General features: G+C 65.6%; 19 protein-coding genes and 1 tRNA gene. 13 read left to right on the top strand and 7 right to left on the bottom strand.

Features of this window, described 5'->3' with window-relative positions; translation table 11 throughout:
- Nucleotides 1–178: 178 nt before the first annotated feature.
- Nucleotides 179–1,513, top strand: a complete 1,335-nt coding sequence (locus AC1DJT_RS01100; protein ID WP_476833361.1) for a dicarboxylate/amino acid:cation symporter — start codon at nt 179–181, stop codon at nt 1,511–1,513.
- Nucleotides 1,514–1,563: 50 nt separating this feature from the next.
- On the opposite strand, the gene AC1DJT_RS01095 is transcribed toward AC1DJT_RS01100, so the two are convergent.
- Nucleotides 1,564–2,454 (bottom strand): LysR substrate-binding domain-containing protein, encoded by an 891-nt coding sequence (locus tag AC1DJT_RS01095; protein WP_441507235.1) that lies wholly within the window; start codon nt 2,452–2,454, stop codon nt 1,564–1,566.
- Nucleotides 2,455–2,552: 98 nt separating this feature from the next.
- Between AC1DJT_RS01095 and AC1DJT_RS01090 the strand changes: the two genes are divergently transcribed.
- The 8 genes from AC1DJT_RS01090 (at nt 2,553) to AC1DJT_RS01055 (ending at nt 15,383) form a co-directional block, all read left to right on the top strand.
- Complete coding sequence (locus AC1DJT_RS01090) at nt 2,553–3,524, top strand: extracellular solute-binding protein (RefSeq protein ID WP_441507234.1); 972 nt, start codon at nt 2,553–2,555, stop codon at nt 3,522–3,524.
- A complete protein-coding gene (locus AC1DJT_RS01085; protein ID WP_441507233.1) occupies nt 3,521–4,666 on the top strand; it encodes an ABC transporter ATP-binding protein in 1,146 nt (381 codons plus the stop codon). The genes AC1DJT_RS01090 and AC1DJT_RS01085 overlap by 4 nt, the downstream gene beginning before the upstream one ends.
- Complete coding sequence (locus tag AC1DJT_RS01080; protein ID WP_476833360.1) at nt 4,663–6,786, top strand: ABC transporter permease; 2,124 nt, start codon at nt 4,663–4,665, stop codon at nt 6,784–6,786. Before AC1DJT_RS01085 ends, AC1DJT_RS01080 begins: the two co-directional genes overlap by 4 nt.
- A gap of 2 nt (nt 6,787–6,788) precedes the next feature.
- On the top strand, nt 6,789–8,036 hold the full coding sequence (locus tag AC1DJT_RS01075) for an aminotransferase class III-fold pyridoxal phosphate-dependent enzyme (protein ID WP_441507231.1): 1,248 nt from the start codon (nt 6,789–6,791) through the stop codon (nt 8,034–8,036).
- Between the two features lie 171 nt (nt 8,037–8,207).
- Complete coding sequence (locus AC1DJT_RS01070; RefSeq protein ID WP_441490151.1) at nt 8,208–8,846, top strand: CGNR zinc finger domain-containing protein; 639 nt, start codon at nt 8,208–8,210, stop codon at nt 8,844–8,846.
- A 152-nt stretch (nt 8,847–8,998) separates the two neighbouring features.
- On the top strand, nt 8,999–9,484 hold the full coding sequence (locus AC1DJT_RS01065; protein ID WP_476833359.1) for a Pycsar system effector family protein: 486 nt from the start codon (nt 8,999–9,001) through the stop codon (nt 9,482–9,484).
- A gap of 125 nt (nt 9,485–9,609) precedes the next feature.
- Entirely contained in the window at nt 9,610–13,359 is a 3,750-nt protein-coding gene (locus AC1DJT_RS01060; RefSeq protein ID WP_476833358.1) for a FecR domain-containing protein, read from the top strand.
- Complete coding sequence (locus AC1DJT_RS01055) at nt 13,359–15,383, top strand: CHASE2 domain-containing protein (RefSeq protein WP_476833357.1); 2,025 nt, start codon at nt 13,359–13,361, stop codon at nt 15,381–15,383. The genes AC1DJT_RS01060 and AC1DJT_RS01055 overlap by 1 nt, the downstream gene beginning before the upstream one ends.
- A 244-nt stretch (nt 15,384–15,627) precedes the next feature.
- Here AC1DJT_RS01055 and AC1DJT_RS01050 read toward each other — a convergent pair.
- The 4 genes from AC1DJT_RS01050 to AC1DJT_RS01035 form a co-directional block, all read right to left on the bottom strand.
- A tRNA-Thr gene (locus tag AC1DJT_RS01050) sits at nt 15,628–15,702 on the bottom strand.
- A gap of 251 nt (nt 15,703–15,953) precedes the next feature.
- Nucleotides 15,954–16,616 (bottom strand): ligase-associated DNA damage response endonuclease PdeM, encoded by a 663-nt coding sequence (gene pdeM / locus AC1DJT_RS01045; RefSeq protein ID WP_441506134.1) that lies wholly within the window; start codon nt 16,614–16,616, stop codon nt 15,954–15,956.
- A 47-nt stretch (nt 16,617–16,663) separates the two neighbouring features.
- Nucleotides 16,664–19,153 carry a ligase-associated DNA damage response DEXH box helicase gene (locus tag AC1DJT_RS01040; protein WP_476833356.1) on the bottom strand — a complete coding sequence of 830 codons (2,490 nt, stop codon included), beginning with the start codon at nt 19,151–19,153 and terminating at the stop codon, nt 16,664–16,666.
- A gap of 80 nt (nt 19,154–19,233) precedes the next feature.
- Nucleotides 19,234–20,190, bottom strand: coding sequence for a class I SAM-dependent DNA methyltransferase (locus AC1DJT_RS01035; RefSeq protein ID WP_441490147.1), 957 nt, complete (start codon nt 20,188–20,190; stop codon nt 19,234–19,236).
- Nucleotides 20,191–20,232: 42 nt separating this feature from the next.
- On the opposite strand from AC1DJT_RS01035, the gene AC1DJT_RS01030 reads away from it, so the two are divergent.
- Entirely contained in the window at nt 20,233–21,276 is a 1,044-nt protein-coding gene (locus tag AC1DJT_RS01030; protein ID WP_441490146.1) for a ligase-associated DNA damage response exonuclease, read from the top strand.
- 16 nt (nt 21,277–21,292) lie between these two features.
- On the opposite strand, the gene AC1DJT_RS01025 is transcribed toward AC1DJT_RS01030, so the two are convergent.
- The gene (locus AC1DJT_RS01025; protein WP_476833355.1) at nt 21,293–22,075 is read right to left on the bottom strand and encodes an SGNH/GDSL hydrolase family protein; all 783 of its coding nucleotides are present in this window, start codon (nt 22,073–22,075) and stop codon (nt 21,293–21,295) included.
- Nucleotides 22,076–22,230: 155 nt separating this feature from the next.
- On the opposite strand from AC1DJT_RS01025, the gene AC1DJT_RS01020 reads away from it, so the two are divergent.
- The 3 genes from AC1DJT_RS01020 to AC1DJT_RS01010 all read left to right on the top strand — a co-directional run bounded on the left by AC1DJT_RS01020 (nt 22,231) and on the right by AC1DJT_RS01010 (nt 25,075).
- Nucleotides 22,231–23,865: a cisplatin damage response ATP-dependent DNA ligase gene (locus AC1DJT_RS01020; protein WP_441506024.1), complete on the top strand. Its 1,635-nt coding sequence runs from the start codon at nt 22,231–22,233 to the stop codon at nt 23,863–23,865.
- Nucleotides 23,866–24,039: 174 nt separating this feature from the next.
- The gene (locus AC1DJT_RS01015) at nt 24,040–24,720 is read left to right on the top strand and encodes a response regulator (RefSeq protein ID WP_476833354.1); all 681 of its coding nucleotides are present in this window, start codon (nt 24,040–24,042) and stop codon (nt 24,718–24,720) included.
- Between the two features lie 85 nt (nt 24,721–24,805).
- Nucleotides 24,806–25,075: a DUF6460 domain-containing protein gene (locus AC1DJT_RS01010; RefSeq protein ID WP_069877667.1), complete on the top strand. Its 270-nt coding sequence runs from the start codon at nt 24,806–24,808 to the stop codon at nt 25,073–25,075.
- Nucleotides 25,076–25,201: 126 nt separating this feature from the next.
- Here the strand turns inward: AC1DJT_RS01010 and AC1DJT_RS01005 are convergent.
- On the bottom strand, nt 25,202–26,167 hold a 966-nt coding region (locus tag AC1DJT_RS01005; protein ID WP_476833353.1), incomplete at its 5' end, for a quinone-dependent dihydroorotate dehydrogenase.

The following is a 26,167-nucleotide window of genomic DNA, read 5'->3' as shown; positions in this document are numbered from 1 at the left end:
TTTCGCTGTGCGGGGGATCGCCAGGGTGCATCGCCGCGAGAAGCGCGTGGCCGGTCAAGCCTTTGAATATACGCAATTAAATTCGTCTTCAGGGCTTGGCACGGCGATTGCCAACAGCGCGGCCAAGCGGCGTCCAGAACAGCAAGAACACCGCGAGACCGACCCCAAGGAGGAAGTCATGGCGATCACGCTCGACCAGGCGCCGGCCCAGCCGGCCCCTGCCAGGAAATTCTATCAGCATCTCTATGTGCAGGTGCTCGCGGCCATCGCGGCCGGCATCCTGCTCGGCCATTTCTGGCCGGAGCAGGGCGCTGCCCTCAAGCCGCTCGGAGACGCCTTCATCAAGCTGGTGAAGATGATCATCGCGCCCGTCATCTTCCTGACGGTCTCGACCGGCATCGCCGGAATGAGCGACATGCAGAAGGTCGGGCGCGTCGCCGGCAAGGCGATGATCTACTTTCTGACCTTCTCGACGCTGGCGCTGATCATCGGGCTTGTGGTCGGTAACTTGCTGCAGCCGGGCGCCGGCCTGCACATCAACCCCGCCAGCCTCGACGCGAAATCGGTGCAGGGCTACGCGACCCAGGCGCATGATTCCAGCGTGGTCGGCTTTCTCCAGAACATCATCCCGAACACGATCGTCGGCGCCTTCGCCTCCGGCGACATCCTGCAGGTGCTGTTCTTCTCGGTGCTGTTTGGCCTGTCGCTGTCGATGGTGGGCGAGCGCGGCAAGCCGGTGGTCGACTTCCTGCAGGCCCTGTCGGCGCCCATCTTCAAGCTCGTCGCCATCCTGATGAAGGCGGCCCCGCTTGGCGCCTTCGGCGCCATGGCCTTCACCATCGGCCGCTATGGCATCGGCTCCGTCGCCAATCTGGCGATGCTGATCGGCACCTTCTACCTGACCTCGGCGATCTTCGTGCTCGTCGTGCTCGGTGCGGTCGCGCGCTATAACGGTTTCTCGATCCTGGCGCTGATCCGCTACATCAAGGAAGAGATCCTGCTGGTGATCGGCACGTCCTCCTCGGAGGCAGCGCTGCCGACCCTGATGGAGAAGATGGAGCAGGCCGGCTGCAAGCGCTCCGTCGTCGGCCTCGTCGTGCCGACCGGCTACTCGTTCAACCTCGACGGCACCAATATCTACATGACGCTGGCGGCGCTCTTCATCGCCCAGGCCATGGACATCCACCTGCCGCTCGGCGACCAGATCCTGCTGCTGCTGGTGGCGATGCTGAGCTCGAAGGGAGCGGCCGGGATCACGGGCGCTGGCTTCATCACGCTGGCCGCCACCCTGTCCGTCGTGCCGGCCGTCCCGGTTGCCGGCATGGCGCTGATCCTCGGCATCGACCGGTTCATGTCGGAATGCCGTGCGGTGACCAACTTCATCGGCAACGCCGTCGCCACGATCGTGGTGGMGCGCTGGGAGGGCGAGCTTGATCAGGACCGGCTCAAGGCCGCGCTGAGCGGCGATCTGCCGGACCTGCTCGACGAGCCCTTGCTCGCCCCGGCCGAGTGATCCTTGCCGCCGCTGGCACGTGAGCGGACCGGCCCCAGCCGGGCTGCGATCTACAGGCGGCGATCGGCCGCTCCTCCCTTGAAGGCCGCGAGCGCGATGGCGACGAAGGCGCCGACGCTTCCGAGGCTGCGGGTCTCCCGGCGCGTGACCAGATACTCTCCGGCCATGACATCGAAGTCGCGGACGGTCAGCGCGCGCAGCCGGGGGTCGAAGCCGCGCTCGCGGTCGAGCACGATTCCGACGCCGATGCCGGCCGCTACGGCCTCCTTGACCGCCTCCCGGCTGCCAAGGATCAGATGCGGCGTGATCTCGATGCCGTGGTCGGCCAGCGCCGTCTCGAAGAGATGGCGGGTCATTGAGCCGGCCTCGCGCGTKACGAGGCGCTGACCCACCAGTTCGGCTGCCTCGACCTGGCTGCGCTCCCACCAGGGATGGCCGGCATGGACCAGGATCTCCAGCCGCTGATCGAGCAGAAAGTTGCAGGCAAAATCCGGATGCGGCTCGCGCAGGGTCGCGATGCCGATGTCGACGCGGTGCTGCGCGACGAGGTCCAGCAGGTTGCTGGAATTTTCGAGCCGCAGGTCGAGCTGCACTCCCGGATGCTCGACGGCAAAGCGCTTCAGGATCGGCATCGCCACATAAGGCGCGCATAGACCGATGGAGAGATGACCCACGGCAAGGCTGCGGCCGTTGCTCATCCGGGCTGAGATATCGTCGAGCATGAGGATTGCCTGCCGGACTCTCGGCAACAGGTCGAGTGCGTCCGGCGTCAGTTCTACACCGCCCGCCATGCGCAGGAACAGGCGCGTCCCGACGGCATCCTCAAGGGATTTCACGTGCTGGGTGATCGCAGGCTGGCTGACGCCCAGCGCCTGGGCGGCGGCTGAGAACGTGCGATGGCTCGCGACGGCGTGGAAGGCACGGAGTTGGGACAGGTTCATGGGGCGGGCCGGCGTTAGAATAAGTGAAGCTTCATTTCAGTGTCACACAATTTAGCAACACTTATATCACGACAGCTCCTAAAGGCACGGAGACATTCATGCCAAGCCCCAGCATCAAAGGCCTCACACGGATCGCCGCCATCGCGGCGGCGGCGTTCACCCTGGCAGGCGGCGCCGCACACGCCAGGGAGGTCGTGATCTACAACGCCTCCGACAGCGTCAACACCGCGCTGGTCGGCGCCTTCAAGAAAAAGCATCCCGATATCGAGGTGAAGTTCGTATCGGGTTCGACCGGCCCGATCGCCGAACGCGCGATCGCCGAGAAGGCCAAGCCCCAGGCCGACGTCGTCTATCTCGTCAACAACGCCGCTCTGGAGCAACTCAAGCAGGCCGGCGTATTCGAGCCCTACGAGCCGAAGGGCTCGAAGATCCTGCCCGCCTTCCGCGACGCTGATGGTTTCTACAACAAGTACTTCGCCACGACGATGTGCATGGTCGTCAACAAGGAACGGTTGGCGCAGAAGGGCCTGCCGATGCCCGCGACCTGGGAAGACCTGATCAGGCCGGCTTATCGCAAGGAGATTTCGCTGCCGTCGCCGCTCAAATCGGGCACCGGCGGCGCCATCCTCACCACTTTCGTCGACGCYTTCGGCTGGCCSTTCGTCGAGAACCTGAACGAGAACGTCTACCAGTATTCCGATGGAGGTTCCGGTGGCGCGCAACTGGCCGGCGCGGGCGAAGTCGCGATCGGCCTGACCTTCGATACCACCTGTTTCGAGACCAAGGCCTCGGGCAAGCCGGTCGAGATCGTCTATGGCCGGATCACGCCCAACGTCACCGAGGGCGGTGGTCTCGTTGCCGGCGGTCCCAACCCGGCCGAGGCCAAGGTCTTCCTCGATTTCATGGCGAGCGACGATGCCGCCGCTGTGCTCGGCAAGGTGGTGGGCGCGACCGCGGTGCCCGGGCACGGTCTGGTCGATCTGAAGCAGATCACGCTCTGGCAGATGCGCCGCCCCGTCGACATGACAGCGTTCCGGCGCGAATTCGCCAGCCGCATCCTCAAGCAGTGACGGATTTGGCCACCGTGATCGAACTGGCGGCCTCGCCCTTTGCCGCAGAGCGACCGGCCCTCGTGAGGGGCCGGCCGCATCTGGCCGTGCGCGACATCGTCAAATCCTATGGCGGTTCCGCCCGGGCGGTCGATGCCGTCTCGCTCGATCTCGCCAAGGGAGAATTCGTGACCCTTCTCGGCGATTCCGGCTGCGGCAAGACGAGCTTGCTCCGGATCATCGCCGGCTTCGTGCGGCCGGATGGCGGGCGCGTCCTGCGCGCGGAGCAGGATGTCACCGACATGGCTCCAGCGCGGCGGCGCATGGGCTTCGTCTTCCAGTCCTATGCGCTGTTTCCGACGAAGACCGTCGCCGAGAATATCGGTTTCGCGCTCATGATCGCCTCGCGCGGCCGCGATGAACGGGAGCGCCGCGTCGTCGAATTGGCACGACTCGTCGAGATGGAGCGACTACTCGAACGCTATCCGCACGAATTGTCGGGCGGTCAGCAGCAGCGCGTCGCACTGGCGCGCGCGCTCGCATCCGATCCCGAGGTGCTGCTGCTCGACGAGCCGATGTCGGCACTCGATGCTCGCATCCGCGTCAAGCTGCGTAACGAGCTGCGGTCGATCATCGACAGGCTCGGCATCACAACCCTCTATGTGACGCATGATCAGGAAGAAGCCCTGGCCCTGTCCGACAGGGTCGCGGTGATGTGCAACGGACGCTTCGAGCAGATCGGCACGCCCGCGGAAATCTATCACCGCCCCGGTTCCCTCTTCGTCGCGCAGTTCATCGGCGTCTCGAACCTGATCGAAGGGCATGCGGTGGCCGGCGGCGTGGACGCCTATGGCGAGATCTGGCCCATGGCGCTCCCGCCCGATATCCGATCCGGCGAACGCGTCACCGCTGTCTATCGGCCCGAGCATATTGGGGTCGCCTCAGCTGCCCACCCTGGGGTAAGCGGGCTCCCTGGGCGGATCGCGGGCGCGGCCTTCCTTGGTGCCGTCGTGCGCCTCACCGTGACGCTGGACTCCGGGCGGACCGTCATTGCCGATTGCCCGTCGCACGAGGCTGAGCGGATCGGCACACGCGGCGCGCCGGTCATCGTCATGCCAGATGCTCGGCGCGCGGCGCTGATACCGGCGCGGGGCCGGTCATGACGCGCCTGCTGCGCCAAGTGCCGCGTGCACTCGCGAGCGGCGTCGTCACGCTGCTGCTGCTGGTCTTCATCGGCGTGCCGATCGGCGCCGTGCTCGTCAATAGCTTCGTCATCTCCGGTCCGATGCCTCTGGTGCGCCTGAAGGCGGTCACGGTCGAGGCCCTGGACCAGCTACCGACGGAAGACAGGGCAATCCTGATGCGCCGCTGGAGCGAGACGGCGACCGAGCCGGAACGCGTCGAAGGGAGCGCTGCGGCCTTCCGGCTCGCCGGGCTCACCCCGCCCTGGGATCGCACCGCGCCCTATTCCGAACAGGCTCAGGCGATGCAGGCCGCACTCACCGCCCTTGGGCCGCAGGACAGGGCCGAGGTGGCCGACAATCAGGCGCTCGCGCATGTGATGTTGCACAAACGGACTGCGCTCGCCTTCAGGGTGAAGAGCTTGATCGGCCAGCAGGCGTTCGACACGCTGCGCAATGGCTCCGAGGAGCGCTGGGGGCTCGACCACTACCTGAAGGTCTTCCAGGATTCCTATCTTCGAAACGCTGCATTCAATAGCCTGACGCTTGCCGGCCTGTCGGTGGTCTTCACGGTGCCCCTGGCGTTTGCGTTGGCTTACGGCATCAATTGCGGCGGCGTGCCCTGGCCCTCTGTGATGAGAGGCGTCTTCCTGATGCCGCTGGTCGCACCACCGGTGCTGATCGCGACCGCGACCGTGATGCTGTTCGGCCGGCGCGGGCTGGTGACGCATTCGCTGCTCGACCAGGGCCTCGGGCTGATCGACGCTGATGAGAGCAATCTCTACGGTCTTCTCGGCGTCGTGCTGGCACAGACATTGTCCTTCATGCCAGCGACGCTGATCATTCTCGACAACGTCCTGCGCCGGCAGGACGGGCGCATCGACGAGGCCGCAGCCGGACTTGGCGCTGGTCACTTCACCACCTTTCGCCATGTCACGCTGCCGCTGGCCTTGCCCGCGATCAAACGCGCGATCGTGCTCGTCTTCATCATGAGCCTGACGGATTTCGGCAATCCGCTGATTCTCGGCCGGGATACCCCTGTTCTCGCCGGGATCGTCTATGACGAGATCACCGCCTACAGGAATACGCCGCTTGCCGCCGCGCTTTGTGTCTGGCTGATCATCCCCTCGCTGCTGCTCTATCTCGGCCTCGAGCTGTTCGGGCGCCGCAAGGGCTACTCGAGCGCGAGCATCGCGGGGCGCTCCGAGCTGCCCATGCCGCGCTCCTGGCGCATCGGCCTGGCCACGCTGGCCGGGATGGTGGRCGCGCTCATCTTCGCGGTCTACGGCACCATGGCGCTGGGTGCTGTGACAAAGGTCTGGGGCACCGACTGGAGCCTGACGCTCGGCCATTTCACGGGAGAAGGCGCAAAGGTCGGCCTTGCCGGCACGGGCTATGGCAGCTCCGAGCGCGGTCTCGAACTCGTCTGGGAAAGCCTGCGTATCGGTGTGATCGCGGGCCCGGTGGGTGGATTGTTCGCCGTGGTGATCGCCTATGTCGTCGAGCGCCTGCGGCCGCCGGGCGCCAACCTCATCGTCTTCCTCGTGCTGGTGCCGGCGATCCTGCCCGGCATCATCTTCGGCATCGGTTATATCGTCGCCTTCAACATCCCCTTCGGCATTCCGAGCCTGTCGCTGACCGGCACCTCAGCGATCCTCGTCGTCAATATCCTGTTCTCGAACATCTTCGTCGGCGTGCTGGCCGCCCGCGCAGCCCTGCAGCGCGTGGACGGTTCCATCGACGAAGCAGCAGAAAGTCTTGGCGCCGGCCTCGTCCTGCGCTTCCTGAACGTCACGCTKCCGATCTTGCTGCCGGCCCTGCTGCTCGGCATGCTCTATGTCTTCATCGACGCGCTGACGACACTGTCCTCGGTCATCTTCCTGGTCTCCGGCAACCACAAGCTCGCTTCGGTGGCGATCTTCAACCACGCCAGCTCTGGTGAATTCGGCTATGCCGCCGCCAAGAGCCTCGTCCTGCTGGCCTTCGCGCTCGCCGCCATCGGCCTCGCAAGATTGATCGAAAAGCGCAGGGAGCCTGGTCGGCACCGGCTCTCGCCACTGCGTTGGCTGACGTTGCCGCGCTTCTCAGCATTCTCGAAATGACGATGGCCATGGAAGACAATCTCGTATCGCGCGACGCAACTGCCTTCTTCCACCAGAAGGGATCGAGCCCCTGTTTGTCGGCACTGCGGGCCGCGGAGGGCATCTGGCTCGAGGATAGCGAGGGGCGCCGCTTCATCGACCTGCACGGCAACACCGTCCACCATATCGGGCATGGTCACCCCGAGGTGATCGCGGCGTTGAAGCGTCAGCTCGATACGCTGCCCTTCGCGCCGCGCCGCTTCACCAACGAACCCGCAGTTGGGCTGGCCGAGAAGCTGCTGGCGTACTGGCCCGGTGCGCGGGCCAAGGTTCTCTTCGCGACCGGCGGTTCGGACGCCATGGAGATCGCCCTGAAGCTGGCGCGCGTGACGACGGGCCGCCACGAGACGATCTCGCTGGAAGGCTCCTATCACGGGCACGGCTTCGGCGCTTTTGGCCTGTCGAAAGCCGCAGCGGACCCGCGCCTCGGCCCCTTCCTGCCGGGGCGTCGGCACGTGACGCCCTATTGGGCGCCGGACGGCGCGCAGCGCATGCTCGCGGAGATGCGCGAAGCTCTTGGGAGGTCCGAGACCGGCATCGCGGCCGTTGTCGCTGAGCCGATCCGTTCCAACTGCCATGTCCCGCCGGACGGGCTCTGGGCCGAAGTGCGCGATCTCTGCAACCGGCACGGCGCACTGCTGATCTTCGACGAGATTCCATCAGGCCTCGGCAAGACCGGCCGCTTCTTCGCCTTTGAACATGTCGGCGCCATACCCGACGCGGTGGTGCTCGGTAAGGCGCTGGGTGGTGGGCTCCTGCCGATCGCCGCCGTCATCGCCGACGCGCGGCTGGACATCGCCCCCGAGCTCGATCTCGGTCACTACACGCATGAGAAGAACCCGCTCACCACGCGAGCCGCCCTGACCATGATCGATATCGTCGAGCGTGACGGGTTGGTGCGGCGCGCTGCCGAGCTTGAACGGCGCATCAGGTCGCGCATCGCCGCTCTCGCAAGCGAGGCCCCCGCCATTCTCGGCGTACGAGGGTGCGGATTGCTGCTCGCCATCGAGTTCGACCCCGCCGCTTTCGGCATGAATCCCGGCCCGGCATTCGCGGCCAGGCTCGTGTCGCGCTGTTTCGAGTTCGGCCTTTCGACGACGTCCAAAGGGCCGGCCAGCATCGGCTTTTCTCTGCCCATGACCGTGACCGATGCCGAACTCGAACTGTGTTTCGAACGGCTCGAAAGGGTGGCCGCGGCGCCTCCTTGCTGAAATCGCACTGCTGTCGCAGCGTACCTGCAAGATGCCGCGTCCGGTCTGCGGGAGGGCCAGCAACATGGTCAGAGGCATCCCCGAGGGCAAGTGTCCCGCTGGCTCTCCGCTACGGGAGGGAGCGCGAGGAAAGCGCTTGATAGAACCTTTTAAACGGGTATAGGCGGTTACATGGATGCCAACGACCTGCCGCCCCCCAGCCGCGCTGTGAGTTTGCCGCTTATCGCCAGCGAGCTCGCCTTCGATTTTGTCAATTCTGTCGCGGATCGGGGAGGGACGCAGCATGCCGAGTATCTGCATAACGGGGCCGATATCGTCCTCTGGGCGCATCTCGCAAAACTGCTTAGTGACACGGACAGGGATGCGGCCCTGGCAATGGTCGCTGCCGACGAGGTTCTCGCTTCCCGGCTGCTGAGCGAGGCCCATGCGCTTCGGGAAACCGTCTACGAGATCGGCGCGGCATTGGCCCGGCGCGATACGCCGCGGGAGGAGGATCGCGCGGCGTTGACGGCGGTTCATGCCCATTGCCTGAGCCGGGCGCGGCTCTCGACCTCAGGCGGTGGATTCGCCTGGACATGGGACCCCTACACGGCCCTCGTGGAGGCGGTGCTCGGGCCGATTGCGCTCTCGGCTCTCACCGTGATGACCCAGCAAGATCTCGCGCGGGTCAAGCGCTGCGAGGGAGACCATTGCGGCTGGCTCATGTTCGACACGACCAAGAATCGGCGGCGACGCTGGTGCGAGATGGAGGTTTGCGGCAACCGCGCGAAAATGCGCGCGTTTCGAGCCCGGAAGTTCGAAGCCAGCTGAAGCTGTATTCCAACCGAAGACGTCCTGGCGCCTGATGCCGCGATGGAATGAGCAACGATGCCGATCTCTCTCGCACGTCGGGTCGATACTGAGAGTACTTGCGCGTGATTGTGGATTGACGCAAAGGGACTTGGTGGGGGCGAGGGCAGAAAATGGCTGAGGACTGGGTCAGKGAGCGGGCCGAGAAGTCGCTTTCGCAGATGATCGACTGGATCGGGCGGCATGATAGCCGCAGCGCCGGGCTGATGGGCATCACAGTTGCTATGATGGGCGCGCTCTCGGCTGCAACGCCTGCCGTAAAGCAATGGAACGGCATTTTTATGTTTGCCCTGGCCGTTGCGGCGGGCGGGTTCGCGACGGTTCTGTACCAGTTGATGCGCGGGCAGATTCCTCGCCTGCGGGCTGGAAAACCATCGCTCTCCTTTTTCGGTACTGTCGCAGGCCTCCCGCAGGACGAGTTTCGTTCTCGCTTCGTCAAGATGACGGAAGAAGAATACCTCGATGACGTGTTGAACCAGTGTTACGTCAACGCCCGGATACTGCGTTCGAAGTTTCGCTGCCTCAAGCGGGGGCTGATTGCACTCTTGTTGACTGCCGTCCCGTGGACATGGGCCATATCTTTGGCCAAGTCACTTTAATCGGAGCTTGGAAATCTTCTCCGGCATGTTGCCTAAAAGGCACAGCCGGACGGTAGGTCATCCCCTAGTACCTGTAACCAGCAAAAGCTAGTTAGACGGTTTTGGATTGCTCCGGGGGCTTCACCATGTTCCGCCGCGTCGTTCGCCGGGGATTTGCCGGCCTCATGGTTGTGGCCGCAACGTCGACGGCGGGATCGGCCCAGGAGCCTGTACCGCGATCGACGCCTCGCGCCGGCGCCATCGTCTCCGCAAAGGGGGGCGAGGAACTCCAGCTGCAGCGAGAGCCGCGCTGGCACCCGGCCGTCGTGCGCCAGGACGTGGTTGGTGGCGATACGCTGCGTACCGGTGAGATCGGGACGCTCGGCATCACCTTTCAGGACCAGACGACGATCCGCGTCGGGCGCCAGTCGACGCTCGTCGTCAACCAGGTCGCAGCGGCGACGGGCACGACCGAATTGACAGTGCCGAATGGCAATGTCTGGGCTCGTGCCTCGCGCGGCGGTACTGGCGTGACCGTGAAGACGCCGGCCGCCTCGGCCGCGATCCGCGGCACCGACTGGTCGCTGTCGGTCCAGGGCGACCGCACGTCGCTGGTCGTGCTGGAAGGCACAGTCGAGTTCAGCAACCCCCAGGGCTCGGTCACGGTCCAGCAAGGCGAAGGCGCAACGGCGCGTATCGGAGAACGTCCGACCAAGACCGTTCTGGTCAGGTCCGACGATCGCGAGCAGATGCTGTTCTACATGGAGCTGCGCGGCCTGTTCCGTGGCCTGCCGGCGACCCGCCTCGACGGTGCGGCACGGCGCAGCGAGCGCGCGCGGCTCGCCGCCATCCCGATCCCGGCGCGCACGACTGAGGATTGGGTCGCGATTGCGGAAAATGGCATGGGTCATGATCCGCGCGAGATCGTGCTGCAGGCGGTGGCGGAGGCGCGCCGGCGCCTCGGCCAGCGTCCGGCTTTCATCCCGGGCCCGGACGAGGACTGGACTGCGGCGCGGCGCGGTACGGGCGAGACGCAGGCGAACCGTTCCAGCCAGAGCGCCCGCCTCGATCTCGTCGAGGCGATGCTCGCGGGTTCGGCCAAGCGCTACAAGGAAGCAGCCGCGCTGTTCGCGCGGGCGGCACGTGGCACGACGGGGCGCCAGCAACTGACGGCGCGATGCGGTTATTACGCCGCCGCCACGATGGCCGAACCCAAGCGCGTGCTGCCAATGCCACGCGTCGGTGGAGCGGACCAGAATGTCTGTGCCGCCTATGTCATGGGCTTCGGCAAAGGCCTGGAAGAGGCGGCAAACGTGCTGCGTCAGACGGAGAAGGCGGCGCCCCGCCACCTGCTCTCCTCGATGGTGTCGGCGCAGGTCTCGTTGCTCCTGAACCGACGCGACGAGATGCGGGCCACCGTCGAGCGCATGCGCACCATCGATCCCGACAGCCCCGAGACGCTGCTGGCCTCCGGTTACCTCAAGAGCAGCATCGACAGCGATCTCGATGGGGCCGTTGCCGATTTCACGCGCGGCACGGAGGTCGCTCCCGGYGAGGCCACGCTTTGGAACGGCCTTGGCCTCGCCGAGAGCGCCCGCGATGCGCCGCTTGAGGCCGAGCGTGCCTTCCGGCGGGCTATCGCGGTCGATCCCGATGATCCTGTTGCCTATGCGAATCTCGCCACTCTCTTGCTCGACCAGAGCCGCGTCGATGAAGCCGGAAGGCTGATCGAGAAGGCACTGGCGCTCGATCCCTCGCTCGATGCCGCCTACACCGCCAAGGGGCGCTACTACCTGCAGAAGGGCGACATGGCGAAGGCGCTGGAGTTCACGCTCGCCGGAAGCGCCGCCAATCCAGCTGACGCGCAGAGTCTGCTCGCGGTCGCCATTGCCCAATATCAGAKTGGTGACCTGGAAGTGGCTGGCCAGGCGCTCGACAATGCCGACCGTCTCGACAAGAACGATCCCATCATATCCATCACCCGGACTGCCATCGCCGTCGACCAGCTCGAGGCCGATGCCGCCATCATCAATGCGCGCGAGGCTGTGAGACGCTATCGCAACCGTGGGGGCTATTTCGCGGCGCTGGCGACGACGAAGACCGGTGGTTCCTATCTCGGGCAGGCCTATCGCCTGCTGAGCCTCGAGGATTGGGGGCGCTATTACACCGACCGCGTCGCCGATCCGTTCAGCGCCACGAGCTATTTCGACCAATCGGCAGCGCGCCGCGCCCGGCCGCTCTTCGCCCGCCCGACGCTCGACCAGATCGAAGGCGGTACCGCCGATGTCGCCGGCAACCTCATCCTGCAGGGCTTGTTCTTCGATCCGCTGGCGGTCTCCGGCCGTATCGGCCGCATCGATCTGCTGCGCCGGCCCTTCATCGACATCGAGTTCGGCGGCTCTCTCATACGCCGCAACGGCCGCAACGGCTGGCAAAGCGAGGCCATGGTCCAGGCCTTCAGCAACGAGCCGGTGCCGACATCGGTTTCCCTGTCCTATAACCGGATCGACACGGGCAATCGCCGCGGCCGGGCCGGCGGCGAAGACGGCCAGTCGGCGGCGGCATTCGTCGGTATCGCGCCCAGTGCGGCCGATCGCTTCCTGCTCTGGGGCACGGTGAACTCAGCCAAGCCGGATCTGATCGCTCCGGCGATCAACCTCTTCGACGCTGATACCAATTCCGTGAAGACCTATCAGGCCGGCGCCGGCTGGAGCCACACATTCGGCTACCGCAACGTGCTGACCGGTGCAGTGGTCGCGACCGGGGCTGATCAGTCACAGCGTCGGACTGTGACGAATGCCGCCGTCATCGACGATCCAACCTTCGGGCCGTTCTTCCTGTCGCTCGACACGCGCGAGCGGAAGGACACGAAGGTCGATTCAGTCACGGCCGCGCTCAGCCATACCTTCGGCTTCGGCGATTTCACCTTGCGCAGCGGCCTCGAAGGCCAGAGCGGACGCATTCGCAGCTTCATCGCGCAAGGCGCGACGCTGTCCATTCCCCTCATTTCGTTCCTGGAAAGCAACGACACCTTTGACGGCACCCGCAGCAATTTCACGGCCGGTCGCGCCTATACCAATCTGCAATGGCAGCCCTCCGACAAGATCCAGATCGAGGGTGGCATCCAGCTGCTCGGCGCCGATATGGGGCCGTCGCGGTCCAAGACCTATGCCGATCCGCGCATCGGCATAGGTTTCTCCCCGATCGATAACCATTGGCTGCGCGCGGCCTGGCGGCGCGACACCGAGTTGCCGAACGGGTTCACATTGTCACCGGTGACCACGGTGGGGCTGGTTCCGAACGCCCTGCCGGTCCAGCTCGGCGGCAACAAGGAAACGGTGGCGCTGCGCTGGGACGCCGAATGGACCCAGAACATTTTCACCGCAGTCGAGTACCAGAACCAGCGAGCCCGAAACCTGCGGCTCGATTTCCCCGACACGCTCGACAGCTTCGACCTGAACAAGGCCAGGATCGACTATGTCACGGCGACCGCGAATATCTGGCTGACGCATGGCATCGGCGTCTTCGGCACCATCGGCATGGCCAATTCCAGTACGATCGACGCGARCGGCCTGGAAGTCGACGTGCCGTTCGTGCCGCGTCGCTTCGCGCGCGCCGGGCTGACTTTCGTCCATCCCAGCCGCATCAAGTTCTCGGTGATCGAGAACTATATCGGTGAGCGCTACGACAGTCCCGGCGGCGTCAAGCTCGATCCTTTCTGGACCACCGACCTCGCGGCCAGCTACGAAACGCCGGATCGGCGCTTTCTGCTGGGACTCTCCCTGCTCAACGTCTTCGACAGGCGCTACGAGCAGGTCGCCGCGCGCGTCGGCACCAGCGAAGCGATCCTCGGTGCGGGCCGCACGATTGCCGGCTCGCTCAAGGTCCGGTTCTGATGGCGCGCGCAGCGCCTGCTCAAGGCCGGGTCGCCGCGGCTCTGCTTCACCGCTACAGGGCCCTGCAGATCGAATTGCGCGGGCGCCCCCGCCTGCGCAACATTTTACTGGCAGCGCTGGTTTCGCTTCTCATCGTGCCGCTGCATGGCCGCGCCGGCATCAGGATCGTCGAGGCCAGGGTCTTCGATATCCTGACCATGATCGCCCCGCCCCAGCCGGATCAGCCCGGGGCCGTGATCGTCGCAATCGATGAGCCGTCCTTCGCCGAATTGTCCGAGCGCTGGCCCTGGTCGCGCGCAACTCACGCCCGCCTGGTCCAGAGCCTGAAGCAGGCAGGCGCGAAGGTCATTGGCCTCGATATCATCTTCTCGGAACCGTCGGGTGAAGCCGCCGATGCCGCTCTTGCCGCTGCGCTCGCACCCGGCATGGTGCTGGCGGCAGATCGCGAAGTCATCGCCATGGACCATGGCACGCAGGTCTCGCTGGTCGAGCCCCTGCCGGCGTTCACGGAAAACGGCGCGGAAACCGGTGTGACCTCCGTCGATCTCGACAGCGACGGCGTCCTGCGGCGAATGCCACGCATCGAAGGCAGCTTTGCCGCCGCGCTCCTTGGCCAGATTGGCGAACCCCTGCCCGCTATCCCCGAGCGTGTCCTGATCCAGTATCTCGGCGGACCACGCACCTATCCGACGGTCTCCTATTATCAGGCGCTCGACCCGGCAGCCTTTCTTCCGCCAGGSCTCCTCAAAGACAAGGTCGTGCTGGTTGGGTTCAACCTGAAGGCGGCCCCGACTGCTGCTTCCGGTGCGAACGATGCGTTTTCCACCCCCTACACCACGAAAACCGGAACACTGACGTCGGGCGTCGAGATCCACGCGACCCTGCTCGATAATCTCAGGCATGGGCTCTGGATCAGACCCGCACCACTCAGCGCGATCGCAGCCGTCGTCCTGGTTTGCTCCCTGATCGGCTGCGGCACGGGCTCGGCGGCCATCACCTGGCGCACGGGCGTGATCGCGGCGGCAAGCGTCATTGCCATTGCCGCCGGCAGCTGGCTCCTGCTGCGCTACGGCCGAGTCTGGCTGCCGCCGGTGACGCCGACGCTTGCGGCCTTCATAGGGTTCGGCGCACGCTTTGGCATCGACTACGCCCGCGAGCGCCGGCTGCGCGCCGCCGTTTCGCAGGCTTTTTCCCGCTACGTCACGCCCGATCTGGTCGAGGAACTCGCGCGCAATCCCGATTCGTTGAAGCTGGGCGGCGAGCGGCGCGAGATCAGCGTCCTGTTCTGCGACGTGCGTGGCTTCACCAGCCTGTCGGAGCGCCTGAAAGATGACCCGATCCGGCTGACCAGCATCATCAACCGCCTTCTCGATGCGCTATCGGAACAGGTCCTGGAGGCCCGTGGCACAATCGACAAATATATGGGCGATTGCGTCATGGCATTCTGGAATGCGCCGCTGTCCGATCCGAACCATGCGAGTGCTGCCATCGCCGCCGCGCTAAGAATGTCGCAGGCGGTCGAGCGCTTGAATGGGGAACTCCAGATGGAGGAGCCCGGTCTGCCGCCGCTTGCCGTCGGAGTGGGGGTCAATACCGGCATGTGCGTTGTCGGCAATATCGGGTCGCGCTGGCGTTACGACTACTCTGTTCTGGGCGATGCCGTGAATCTCGCGTCGCGATTGGAGGGCGTGACCAAGGATTACGCGGTGCCGGTCGTCATCGGAGACGGGACCGCGCGCGCGATCGAGGACGCCTTCTTTGTCTTTGAACTCGACCGCATCGCCGTTCGCGGGCGCACCGAAGCGACGCCGATCTTCAYGGTGCTGGGCGAGGCAAGCCTGCGCAATACGCCAGAGGGGCAAGCGCTCCTGTCAGCCCAGGCACGACTGCGTCCTGCATTGGCCCAGGGCGACACGATGTCGTCCCTGGCCGAACTCGACGTCATCGCCTCGGTCTGGCCGAGCTTGACGGACTACACTGAGAAGATGCGCGGGGCCGTGACGGCACGCGCAGAGCCTGTCTGACGGTAGCAGCGGTCGCGAGCGCGATGGGAGGACGGAGCGATCAGTCCGTGAGGCTCGGTTTCAGCACAATGTGACGATCTGTGATGGGGTGGCTGTCCGATCGGTATTTCCAAGGGACGGATGCCGGTCCTTGGATATCGGCGATGGCGAGCTGTGAGAACAGGCATACCGGCCGCCCACGTACCGCCAAGCGGGTGTGTAACCCATGCTCACATTGATTTGCGTGATTTCAGGCGTGTTGGGCTGGTGCTGCGAGAGAGGATTGAACTCTCGACCTCTCCATTACCAATGGAGTGCTCTACCACTGAGCTACCGCAGCAGGACCGTAAGCCTTGAAGCGCCGTTCAATCGCGAAATCGGCGATGGCAGGCGCGGCGTCGTTCCGAAGCGGCGTCCTGATGCCACAAGCCCCCGCCGGACGCAACCCGTAGCGGGCAAACAGCATGTGAAAAAGTCGGAACCGGTCCTTCTCGGCGATCCTGCTGCTGTCGAGCACTCCATTGGTAATGGAGAGATTGCTTCAGCTCAGAGCCGGGTGCGCTGGCGCTCTCCGGGAACGATGGCCCCGCATCAGTCCGCCAGCAGCAACTGCCGATCGATCCGGAAGAGCCTGCCGTCGCCGAGCATATGCGCCGTCAGACCGTCGCGAAAAAGCGGACGGAAGGCGGCATCGCGAAGGTTCAGCCCGCCGGCATAGGCGCCCATGGCCGGGAGGATGCAGCGCCGCCCGGAGAGCGCGAAACTGCGGCGACGCAGGGCCCGCCCGCGCATCCTGATCTTGGCCGCCGGGTGGAGATGCCCGGCGATCTCGAAGCCGGCCTCAGCCGCATCGGGTTCGTGGCGCAGCACGACGTCTGCAATCGCGAGGCAGGCCGCAGTTTCGCCGCCCATCGTCCGGCTGATCGCGGGGTCGTGGTTGCCGGTCACCCAGAGCCAGTCACGGCCCTTTTGCAGCAGGTGCAGGGAGCGCAGATCGTCACTGCTGATCCGCTCCTCCGCGCCGCGGTCGTGAAAGCTGTCGCCAAGCGCGATGACGCGCGCTGGAGCGTGACGCAGGATCGCGGCCGTCAGCGTCGCCAGCGTCGTCGCGGAATCATAGGGCGGCAGGAAGATGCCGCGCGCCGCATAGGCCGAGCCTTTTTCCAGATGCAGATCGGCTACGACGAGCGTGCGCTCTTCGGGCAGCCACAGCGCGCCCGAGAGATCGGGGACGATTGCGAGCCGCCCGAGCATGAGTGCTCCCGCCTCACGGGCTGAAAATTCGTTGGTTGCGGGCAGCGTCACGCCATCGCCTCTTCGAGCATCATCGCTTCAGCCTCCGCCAGGATCTCGTCGGCTGCCTCGCCATGAACCGCCTCGCGTCCGATTTCGAGCATTACCGAAACACTGAGCGGCGAAACATGGTCCAGCGGCTGATGCACGATCCGGCCGCTGATTCGTGTCAGCATTTGAGCGAGCCGCTGGATATCGAGCAAGCCTGTTGCAGCGTCGGCCCATGCGGCTTTCAGCAGCACGTGGTCAGGCTCGTGCTGGCGCAGCACGTCGTAGACGAGATCGCTCGACATCGTGACCTGCCGGCCGCTCTTCTCCTGCCCGGGGAAGCGGCGTTCGATCAGCCCGCCAATGATGGCGCAGGCGCGAAAGGTGCGCTTCATCAGAGCCGATTCGGCGAGCCATGCCTCGAGATCGTCGCCGAGCATGTCCTGGGCGAACAGTTCGTCGAGCGAGAGCGCTCCACGGGCGACCGCCGCCGACATGTCGCCCAACGTCCAGACCGCGATACCGTAATCGTTGCAGACGAAGCCGAGCGGTCTCATGCGGGCCCGCTCCAGCMGCCGCGTCAGCAGCATGCCGAGCGTCTGATGGGCGAGGCGGCCCTCGAACGGGTACGCGACAAGATAGAACCGCCCACCGCGCGGAAAGGTCTCGACCAGCAACTCGCCGGGTTTGGGCAGGCGCGACTTCAGCCTTTGCGCATGCAGCCAGGAGGACACCTCGTCCGGCAGCCTGGCCCATTCCTGCGGCGAGGCGAGCATGGCGCGCACGCGGGCCGCGAGGAAGGTCGAGAGGGGGAATTTGCCCCCGGCATAGGACGGGATCTTTGGGTCGGTGCCCGGATTGGTGCGCGAGCAGACGACCTCGTTCTCGGTGATACCCTCGAAGCGGAGCACCTCGCCTGCGAAGACAAAGGTGTCGCCGCTCGTCATCGTCTCCGCGAAATACTCCTCGATCTCACCCAGGATACGGCCGCCGCGGCTCAGCATGCCGGGCTGGCCGGGCCTTGCGCTGCGCAGCCGGCCAAGCCGGACCTTGAGCATGGTCGATTCGACGATGGTGCCGACATTCATGCGATATTGCTGGATCACGCGCGGGTTGCTTGCGCGGAAGAGCCCGTCCTTGCCCCGCCGGAGCTTGGCGAAGCGTTCATAGCTGCGCAGGGCATAGCCGCCGGTCGCGACGAAATTGACCACGGCGTCGAAATCGACCCGCGCAAGGCCGGCATAGGGCGACGCGGTGCGCACCTCCTCGTAGAGCGCGTCCGGAGCAAAACCGTCGGAACAGGCGATGCCGAGCACGTGCTGGGCCAGCACATCGAGCGCGCCGATACGGGGCTCAGGCGTGTCCTGAGCGGCTTCAGCGACAGCGTCGAGGGCGGCGCGGCATTCCAGAAGTTCGAAGCGATTGGAGGGAACGAGCAGGGCCTGCGACGGCTCGTCCATGCGGTGATTCGAGCGGCCGATGCGCTGCATCAGCCGGCTCGCGCCCTTCGGCGCGCCGATATTGATGACCAGGTCGACATCGCCCCAGTCGATGCCGAGATCCAGCGTCGAGGTGCAGACGACGGCCTTCAGCTTGCCCGCGGCCATCGCCGCCTCGACCTTGCGGCGCTGCTGGGCGTCGAGCGAGCCGTGATGCAGCGCGATCGGCAGATTGTCGTCATTGATGTTCCACAGGCCCTGGAACATGAACTCGGCCTGCATGCGCGTATTGACGAAGACCAAGGTCAGGCGGTGATCGCCGATCGCCTTGTAGACGTCGCGAATGGCATGGCCGGTGGTGTGCCCGGCCATCGGCAGGCGGTTGGCGGATTGCAGGATGCCGATCCGCGCGCTTGCCCCGCCCTTGACGGCGACCAGCCCGGCCGAAGTCCCGACCCCGCCGAGATAGCGCTGCAGGTCGGCCGGCTCGCGCACCGTCGCCGAGAGGCCCACAGCCGAGAGTTTTGGCGCGAGTTTGCGCAGCCGCGCCAGGTCGAGCGAAAGCAGGTCGCCGCGCTTCGAGGTGACGAGCGCGTGCAACTCGTCGAGCACGACGCGCCTGAGGCTGGCGAAGAACGGCTTCGCATCCCGGTGCGAGACCAGGAGGGCGAGCTGTTCCGGCGTGGTCAGCAGGATGTCCGGCGGTCGCGCGATCTGCCGGGTGCGCTTGGCGGCGGAGGTGTCTCCCGTGCGGGTCTCGACCGTGACCGGCAGCGCCATCTCCCGGATCGGCGTCTCGAGATTGCGGGCGATGTCGACAGCGAGAGCCTTGAGCGGCGAGATGTAGAGGGTGTGCAGGCCGTCACGGCGGCCATTGCCCTCGCTGAGCTCGACCAGCGAGGGCAGGAAGCCCGCAAGCGTCTTGCCGGCGCCGGTCGGCGCGACGAGCAGGGTCGAGCGCCCGGCGCGCGCCTCTTCCAGCAATGCAAGCTGATGCGGGCGTGCAGTCCAGCCGCGATAAGCGAACCAGTCGGCGAATCCTGGCGGGAGGGAGGCGGCGGGGGCATCCATGCGGGATAGAGATAGGCGGTGCGGGGCGAGAGTGAAATCCCGCCCCTTTGGGCCATGGGACCCTGAGACCTTGCGTTGGCCTAAGCGCGCGCCGCCACCACAACCAGCCCCGGCACCGGCTTCCCGCGGTCCTTCCGCGTGCTTGCGGCCTCCAGCAGGAGCGGCGTCAACCGAGCTTCGGACAACTGCCGCCGGAGCCAGCGTTCGCCATGGGCGAAACGACGATCCTCACCGACGATCACGTCCTCGCCGTCATGATCCTGCACGGTGAAGGCAACCAGGCCCGTGGCTGTCAGAACCCGCGCCGTTTGAGCGAAGGCCGGCGCAAGTTCGCCGAGATAGACGAAGACATCGGCCGCGATGACCAGATCGGCCGACGCATCGCGGCGGCTTGCGAGGAATTCGACGAGGCCCGCCACGGCGAGCTTGTCATAGAGCGGGCCTCCGTCATCGCGTGACTTGGCGCGCGCCTTCTCGATCATCCGGGCCGAGAGATCGCAGCCGGCGAGAAACTCGGTTTCGGCTCTGATCGCTTCGCCCATCAGCCCGGTGCCGCAACCGAGATCGAGTGTCATGGCGAAGGACAGGGCGCGGTTTTGCGCTGCACAGGCCCGCGCAAGTGCGTCCTTCAGCAGGGCTGGACCATGATAGGACAGGGATTCTACGAGGTGACTATCGAAACGTTCGGCGTATTCGTCGAAGAGACGGCCGGAGAATGCATCGGAGGCGGCCAGTTCCGCCGGAATCGCGCCGATGCGCGCGAGATCGAGCCTGGCGCCGAGATGATCCGCATCATCGAGAACCAGGCATTGCCGCCATGCTTCCGCGGCCTCCTCCTTGCTGCCAAGTTTCGCCTTGGCCTTGCCGTAGAGATGCCAGGCCGCGACGAAACCCGGCGCCTCCCCGAGCGTTTGATCGAGGAGATCGACGGCTGTTGCGGCGTCTCCCTCGGAGAGCGCGGCGGCCGCCCATTCATAGCGGCGGTCGAGTCGGGGATCGCCGGACGACGTCGAGAAACGAGGCTGGATTTTTTCCATGAGCGATCGACTTTATCTCACGCCCATGCACCAGACCAGACAATGCGCCCTTCGGAGCTGTTGATCCCGACGCCGGCCGGCCTCTATTGCCCGCTGGCTGACATTCATATCGATCCGGTTCGCCCGGTGGCGCGGGCGCTGATCACCCATGGCCATTCCGACCATGCGCGGGCGGGACACGGCGCCGTCCTGGCGACGCGCGAGACGCTGGCGATCATGGCCTTGCGCTATGGCGAGGGCTTTACGCAGAGCCGGCAGGAGGCGGTGCCGGGCGCGATGACGTCGATCGGTCCGGTCGATATCCGCTTCGTCCCGGCAGGGCATGTCCTTGGCTCCGCCCAGATCGTGGTCGAGAGCAAGGGGCTGCGGATCGTCGTCTCCGGCGATTACAAGCGCGAACGCGACCCGACCTGCGCCGGTTTCGAACCGGTTTCCTGTGATGTCTTCATCACCGAGGCGACATTCGGCCTGCCGGTGTTTCGCCATCCGCCGGCCGGTGCCGAAATCGCCAAGCTGCTGGAATCGGTCAGGCTCTTTCCCGAGCGGACGCATATCGTCGGCGCCTATTCGCTCGGCAAGGCGCAGCGTGTCATGGCTCTGATCCGCGAGGCCGGCTACGAGCGGCCCATCTATATCCATGGTGCGCTCGAGACCCTGACGGAGTTCTACGCTTCGGAAGGAGTTCCCGTCGGGGAGACGCGCCTGGTTTCGGCGAGCGATCGGAAGGCGCTGGCCGGAGAGATCGTCATCTGCCCGCCAAGCTCGATTCAGGATCTCTGGGCGCGGAAATTTCCGGACCCCGTGACCGCCTTCGCGTCTGGCTGGATGCGGATCCGGGCGAGAGCGCGGCAGAGGGGCGTGGAATTGCCGCTGATCGTTTCAGATCATGCCGACTGGGGCGATCTTCAGGCAACGATCAGAGAAACCGGCGCCGGCGAGATCTGGGTCACCCATGGTGAGGCCGACGCATTGGTCCATTGGTGCGGGACGGTCGGACTGAACGCGAAGCCGCTGCATCTTGTCGGCTATGGCGACGAGGGCGAGGCCGAAACCGTGAGCGAGACGGCCGATGCCGCGCAGCTCTAGCAGCCGGCAGCCGCCTCTACTGTGCGGCCTGCGCGGTGTGGGAGCGGCCGGGCAGCGTCATGCCGAGCAGCGAGACGGCCATGTCCCGCGCCAGGCAATCGTAACCGGTGTCGCTCATATGGAAGCCGTCACTGGCGAGCACCGCGGCGAACGCATTGGCGTCGCGCCGATGCCAGTCGCGCATCGTGTTGTAGCGCGAGAGAACGGKGATCGAGCGGCTGCGTGCCGTGTCTGCGATGGCCTCGACAAAGCTGCGATACCGTTCGGGATCCTTCACCGTCGGAAAATACTGCGGGTCGAGGATCACGAGACCGGAGCCGGCCTGGCGGACTGCCGTGATGCCGTCGGAGACCATGGCCTCGAAGGCGGCGAGATCACCACCCTGCACCGCATCATTGGTGCCGACCTGCCAGATGACGAGATCATAGCGCCGCTCGCTCAGGGCCCTTTTCAGGCGCGCGATCGTCTGCGGGGCGGTTTCGCCCCCGATCCCGGCATTGGTGACGCTGATGGCGGCATTGGGCCAGCTCTGACCAAGCAGCTTCTGCAGACGGGCGGGGTAGCTCTTGTCCTTGGAGGACGCGCCGATCCCTTCCGTGGAAGACGAGCCGATGGCCAGGATGTCGAGCTTATGCTCGCGGCTGATCTTGGCTGCGACGGCAGGGAGCGGTATCGCCGCCTGCATCATCGGCGTTTCCCGGCATTCAAAGGACGCGGCTGCAGCGCTGCCGATCTGCAACGTTGCGAATGCCAAGGCCACAATGAGATTCACGGCAAAGAACCGCATCGCGGCGCGCATCCCGACATCCTCATGACTGCTCCCTTGGCTGGTAAGGTTTCGTTCATGAATGGAGACTGAACGCCGGTGAATGGCCTGATGAGGGAATTTCGGGACAGGCAGGGCCCCGGCGCCAGCCTTGACGTTTGCCTGAAACTGCTGCGGGGGAGGGCAGGATGAACCGTTTCGCCTGGTTGCTCGACAGGCTTGCCTATGAACCGCGCCGCAATGCGAAGCTCGCGCTGATCGCGGATTACCTGCGCACTACGCCTGATCCGGACCGGGGGCTGGCACTGGCCGCGATGACCGGCGGCCTGGTGTTCCAGAACGCCAAGCCGGGCCTGATCCGGGCGCTGATCGCCGAGCGTACGGACCCGGTGCTGTTTGCGCTATCCTACGACTATGTCGGCGATCTCTCGGAGACCATAGCCCTGATGTGGCCGGCCCGGCACGGTGCGAATGCGGCGCCACACCTGCCCGATGTCGTCTCGGGCCTGCGAAACTCCGGCAAGACGGACTTGCCCCGCCTGATCGCGTCTTGGCTCGATGCGCTCGATGAGACCGGACGCTGGGCATTGCTCAAGCTCATCACCGGCGCATTGCGTATCGGGGTCTCCTCCCGGCTCGCCAAGACGGCAGCGGCGAGCCTCGGCGGTGTCGAGCCCGACGAGATCGAGCAGGTCTGGCACGGGCTGGAGCCGCCCTATGAGCCGCTCTTCGCCTGGCTGGAAGGCAGGGGACCGCGGCCGGCCGCGACGGATCCGGCGCCCTTCCGCCCCGCCATGCTCTCGCACCCGATCGAGGAGGGCGATTTCGACAAGCTCGTTCCGGCGGAGTTCCAGGCCGAGTGGAAATGGGACGGAATCCGCGTTCAGGCGGTCAGCGGCACGCGCGCCGATGGGGCCCGCATCACCCGGCTCTATTCACGGACCGGCGAGGATATCGGCGCCTCCTTCCCGGATGTCACGGAGGCGCTCGTTCTCGACGGCGCACTCGACGGCGAATTGCTGGTGCGCCGCGAGAATGCCGTCCAGAGCTTCAACACGCTTCAGCAACGGCTGAACCGCAAGAGCGTCACCGCGAAGATGCTGGCGGAGTATCCGGCTCATATCCGGGCCTATGACCTGCTCGTCGATGGCGAGGAGGACATTCGCGACTTGCCGCTCGCCGAACGCGGCAAGCGGCTCGTGGCCTTTGTCGCGCGGCTGTCCTCCGCAGTGGTGGATCTGTCACCGCCGATCGCCTTCAGCGATTGGGAGGAACTGGCGGCCGCGCGCGCAGACCCCGAGGCCTCTGGAGCCGGCGTCGATGCCGAAGCCGTCGAGGGCTGCATGATCAAGCGCCTTGATTCGCCCTATTTGCCCGGCCGGCCGAAAGGGTATTGGTACAAGTGGAAGCGGGATGCGCGGCTGGTCGATTGCGTGCTGATGTACGCCCAGCGTGGTCACGGCAAACGTTCGTCCTTCTATTCGGATTTCACCTTCGGCGTCTGGCGAACGACGGAGGAAGGCGAGGAACTCGTGCCGGTCGGCAAGGCMTATTTCGGCTTCACCGACGAGGAGTTGCTGGAGCTCGACCGCTTCGTGCGCCGCAACACGCTGAACCGCTTCGGCCCGGTGCGAGAGGTCACGCATGAAGCCGACAAGGGACTGGTGCTGGAAGTCGCCTTCGAGGGGCTGCAGCGTTCGACCCGGCATAAATCCGGACTCGCCATGCGCTTTCCCCGGATCAGCCGCATTCGCTGGGATAAGCCGCCGCGTGAGGCGGACCGTATCGAGGCGCTGGAGACGCTCCTGCCGGTGCAGGGCTGAAGTGTCGGTCCGGAGTCTAAAGGCGAATATTCTGTTGCGTTGCCGCAAGCGCCATTCTGGTTCACAGGCTTCCGTGCCGGTTTGCAGCGCTCATACCGTCTTATCGGCTTGAAATGCTTGAGCCTGCGCCCGCCTATGGGGCAGAATAGGCAGGGCTGTGGAGGGGATGACAGCATGAACCGGCAAACACCGACGCATATCGTCATCGCAGATGACCACCCGCTCTTTCGCGGCGCCTTGCGTCAGGCCGTATCGCATGCGTTGGAAGGGGCGGAAGTGAGCGAGGTTGGTTCGCTCGAGGCTTTGACGAAAGCGCTGGCCGAGGACGGGGACGCCGATCTCGTCATGCTCGATCTGACGATGCCCGGCGTCCAGGGTTTTTCCGGCCTGCTGTTCCTGCKGGCCGATCACCCGGAAATCCCGGTCATCGTCGTCTCGGCCAATGACGACCCGGCTGTGATCCGCCGTTGCATCGAGTTCGGGGCGCTTGGCTTCCTGCCGAAGACGGCCGAGGTCGAGCAGATGGGCGAGGCCATTCGAGCGGTGCTCGAGGGCAACGTCTGGACTCCGCCGGGGGTCGATCTTTCAGCGCCGGTCGATGCCGAGATCGCCGACATGGTGCGGCGGCTGTCGACGCTGACGCCGCAACAGGTCCGTGTCCTGATGATGCTCTCGGAAGGGCTGTTGAACAAGCAGATCGCCTATGAGCTCGGGGTCTCCGAGGCGACGGTGAAGGCCCATGTTTCGGCCATCTTGACCAAGCTCAATGTCGACAGCCGTACGCAGGCCGTGATAGCCGCCTCGAAGATCGCGGGAACGGCATGGGCGACGGCGGGCGCGTCGGCGACGATCTGAGCGTTCCGATGAGGCGGCTGTTCGCCATTCAGGCGCGGTTCAACCGTTCTATGGCCCGTCTCGTCTATCGATAGGAATTCCGGCAATGGCCAATGGCAATCTCGATCACTTCCTGGGCGGTTCGTTTCTCAGCGTTCTTGTCCGGCTGATCTTCATTTCACTGCTCGTCGGCGCCGCCATGGCCTTTCTCGGGCTGACGCCGCGCGGACTTTTCGACGCCGTGGCGCGCTTCCTGCGGTCGCTTGGTGATCTCGGTTTTGGCGCCGTGCGCGAGGTCGGCCAATGGGTGCTCGCAGGAGCGCTGGTCGTGGTCCCGATCTGGCTGCTCTCTCGCCTGTTCGCCTCGCGGCGCTAAAGCATCGGCCCGAAAAGTGGATTGCGGCTTTCGGGAAAGCCGATGCAAACACAGAAGGCTAGAACATCGGATGCGGCGCAAGCCGGCCATGGCGTGAGCGCCACGGCCCGAGACGCTGGCTGCGCCTTACAGCCCCTCTCCCCGCGCGATCGCCTCGGCATCGCGGCCGACTAGGTCCGCAATCCGGCTCGCCCCGGCACGGCGGGCCTCACGCACCAGCCCCGTCTTGACCTCGCTCACGAGGGCGGGCCCCTTGAAGACCATCGCCGAATAGAACTGCACCAGGCTGGCGCCGGCCCTGATCTTGGCGAAGGCGGCGGAAGCGGAGTCGACGCCGCCGACACCGACCAGCGGGAACTGCGTCTCGACGCGCCGATAGGTCTCGGCGAGGATGCGGGTCGAGGACGCAAAGAGCGGTCGGCCCGAGAGGCCGCCGGTTTCGCCGCGAGAGGCTCCCCGCAGGCTGTCCGGCCGTGCGACAGTGGTGTTGGAGACGATCATGCCGTCKATCGCACGCCTGCGAGCCACGGCCACGATGCCGTCGAGTTCAGGCAGCGTCAGGTCAGGGGCGATCTTGAGCAGAACGGGCGTGCGGCGGCTTGTGGCCTGTCCGGCCTCGTCGCGGGCGGCGAGCGCTCGCGCGATCAGGTCGTCCAGCGCCGATTCCGCCTGCAGATCCCGCAGGCMGGGCGTGTTGGGCGAGGAGACGTTGACCGTGAGGAAATCGGCAAGCGGCGCGAGCCGCCTGGCCAGGATGGCGTAGTCGGCGGCGCGGTCGGCGGAGTCCTTGTTGGCGCCGAGATTGACGCCAACGATGCCGCCGCGCTTGCGGCGGGCTGCGAGCCTGGCCGCGACCGCTTCCATGCCCTCGCTGTTCAATCCGTACCGGTTGATGACGGCTTCGTCTTCGGGCAACCGGAAGACACGCGGGCGCGGATTACCGGGCTGCGGCAGCGGCGTCACGCCACCGACCTCGACAAAGCCGAAGCCGAGCCCCAGGGCGCCATCGACCGCCTCAGCATGTTTGTCGAAGCCGGCCGCCAGGCCGATCGGGTTCGCGAAGGCGAGCCCGAAAGCCTCGGTCGCCAGGAT

Source organism: Allobosea sp. 05T422_2 (assembly GCF_056396265.1).
This window is presented reverse-complemented; position numbering and strand designations above follow the sequence as displayed.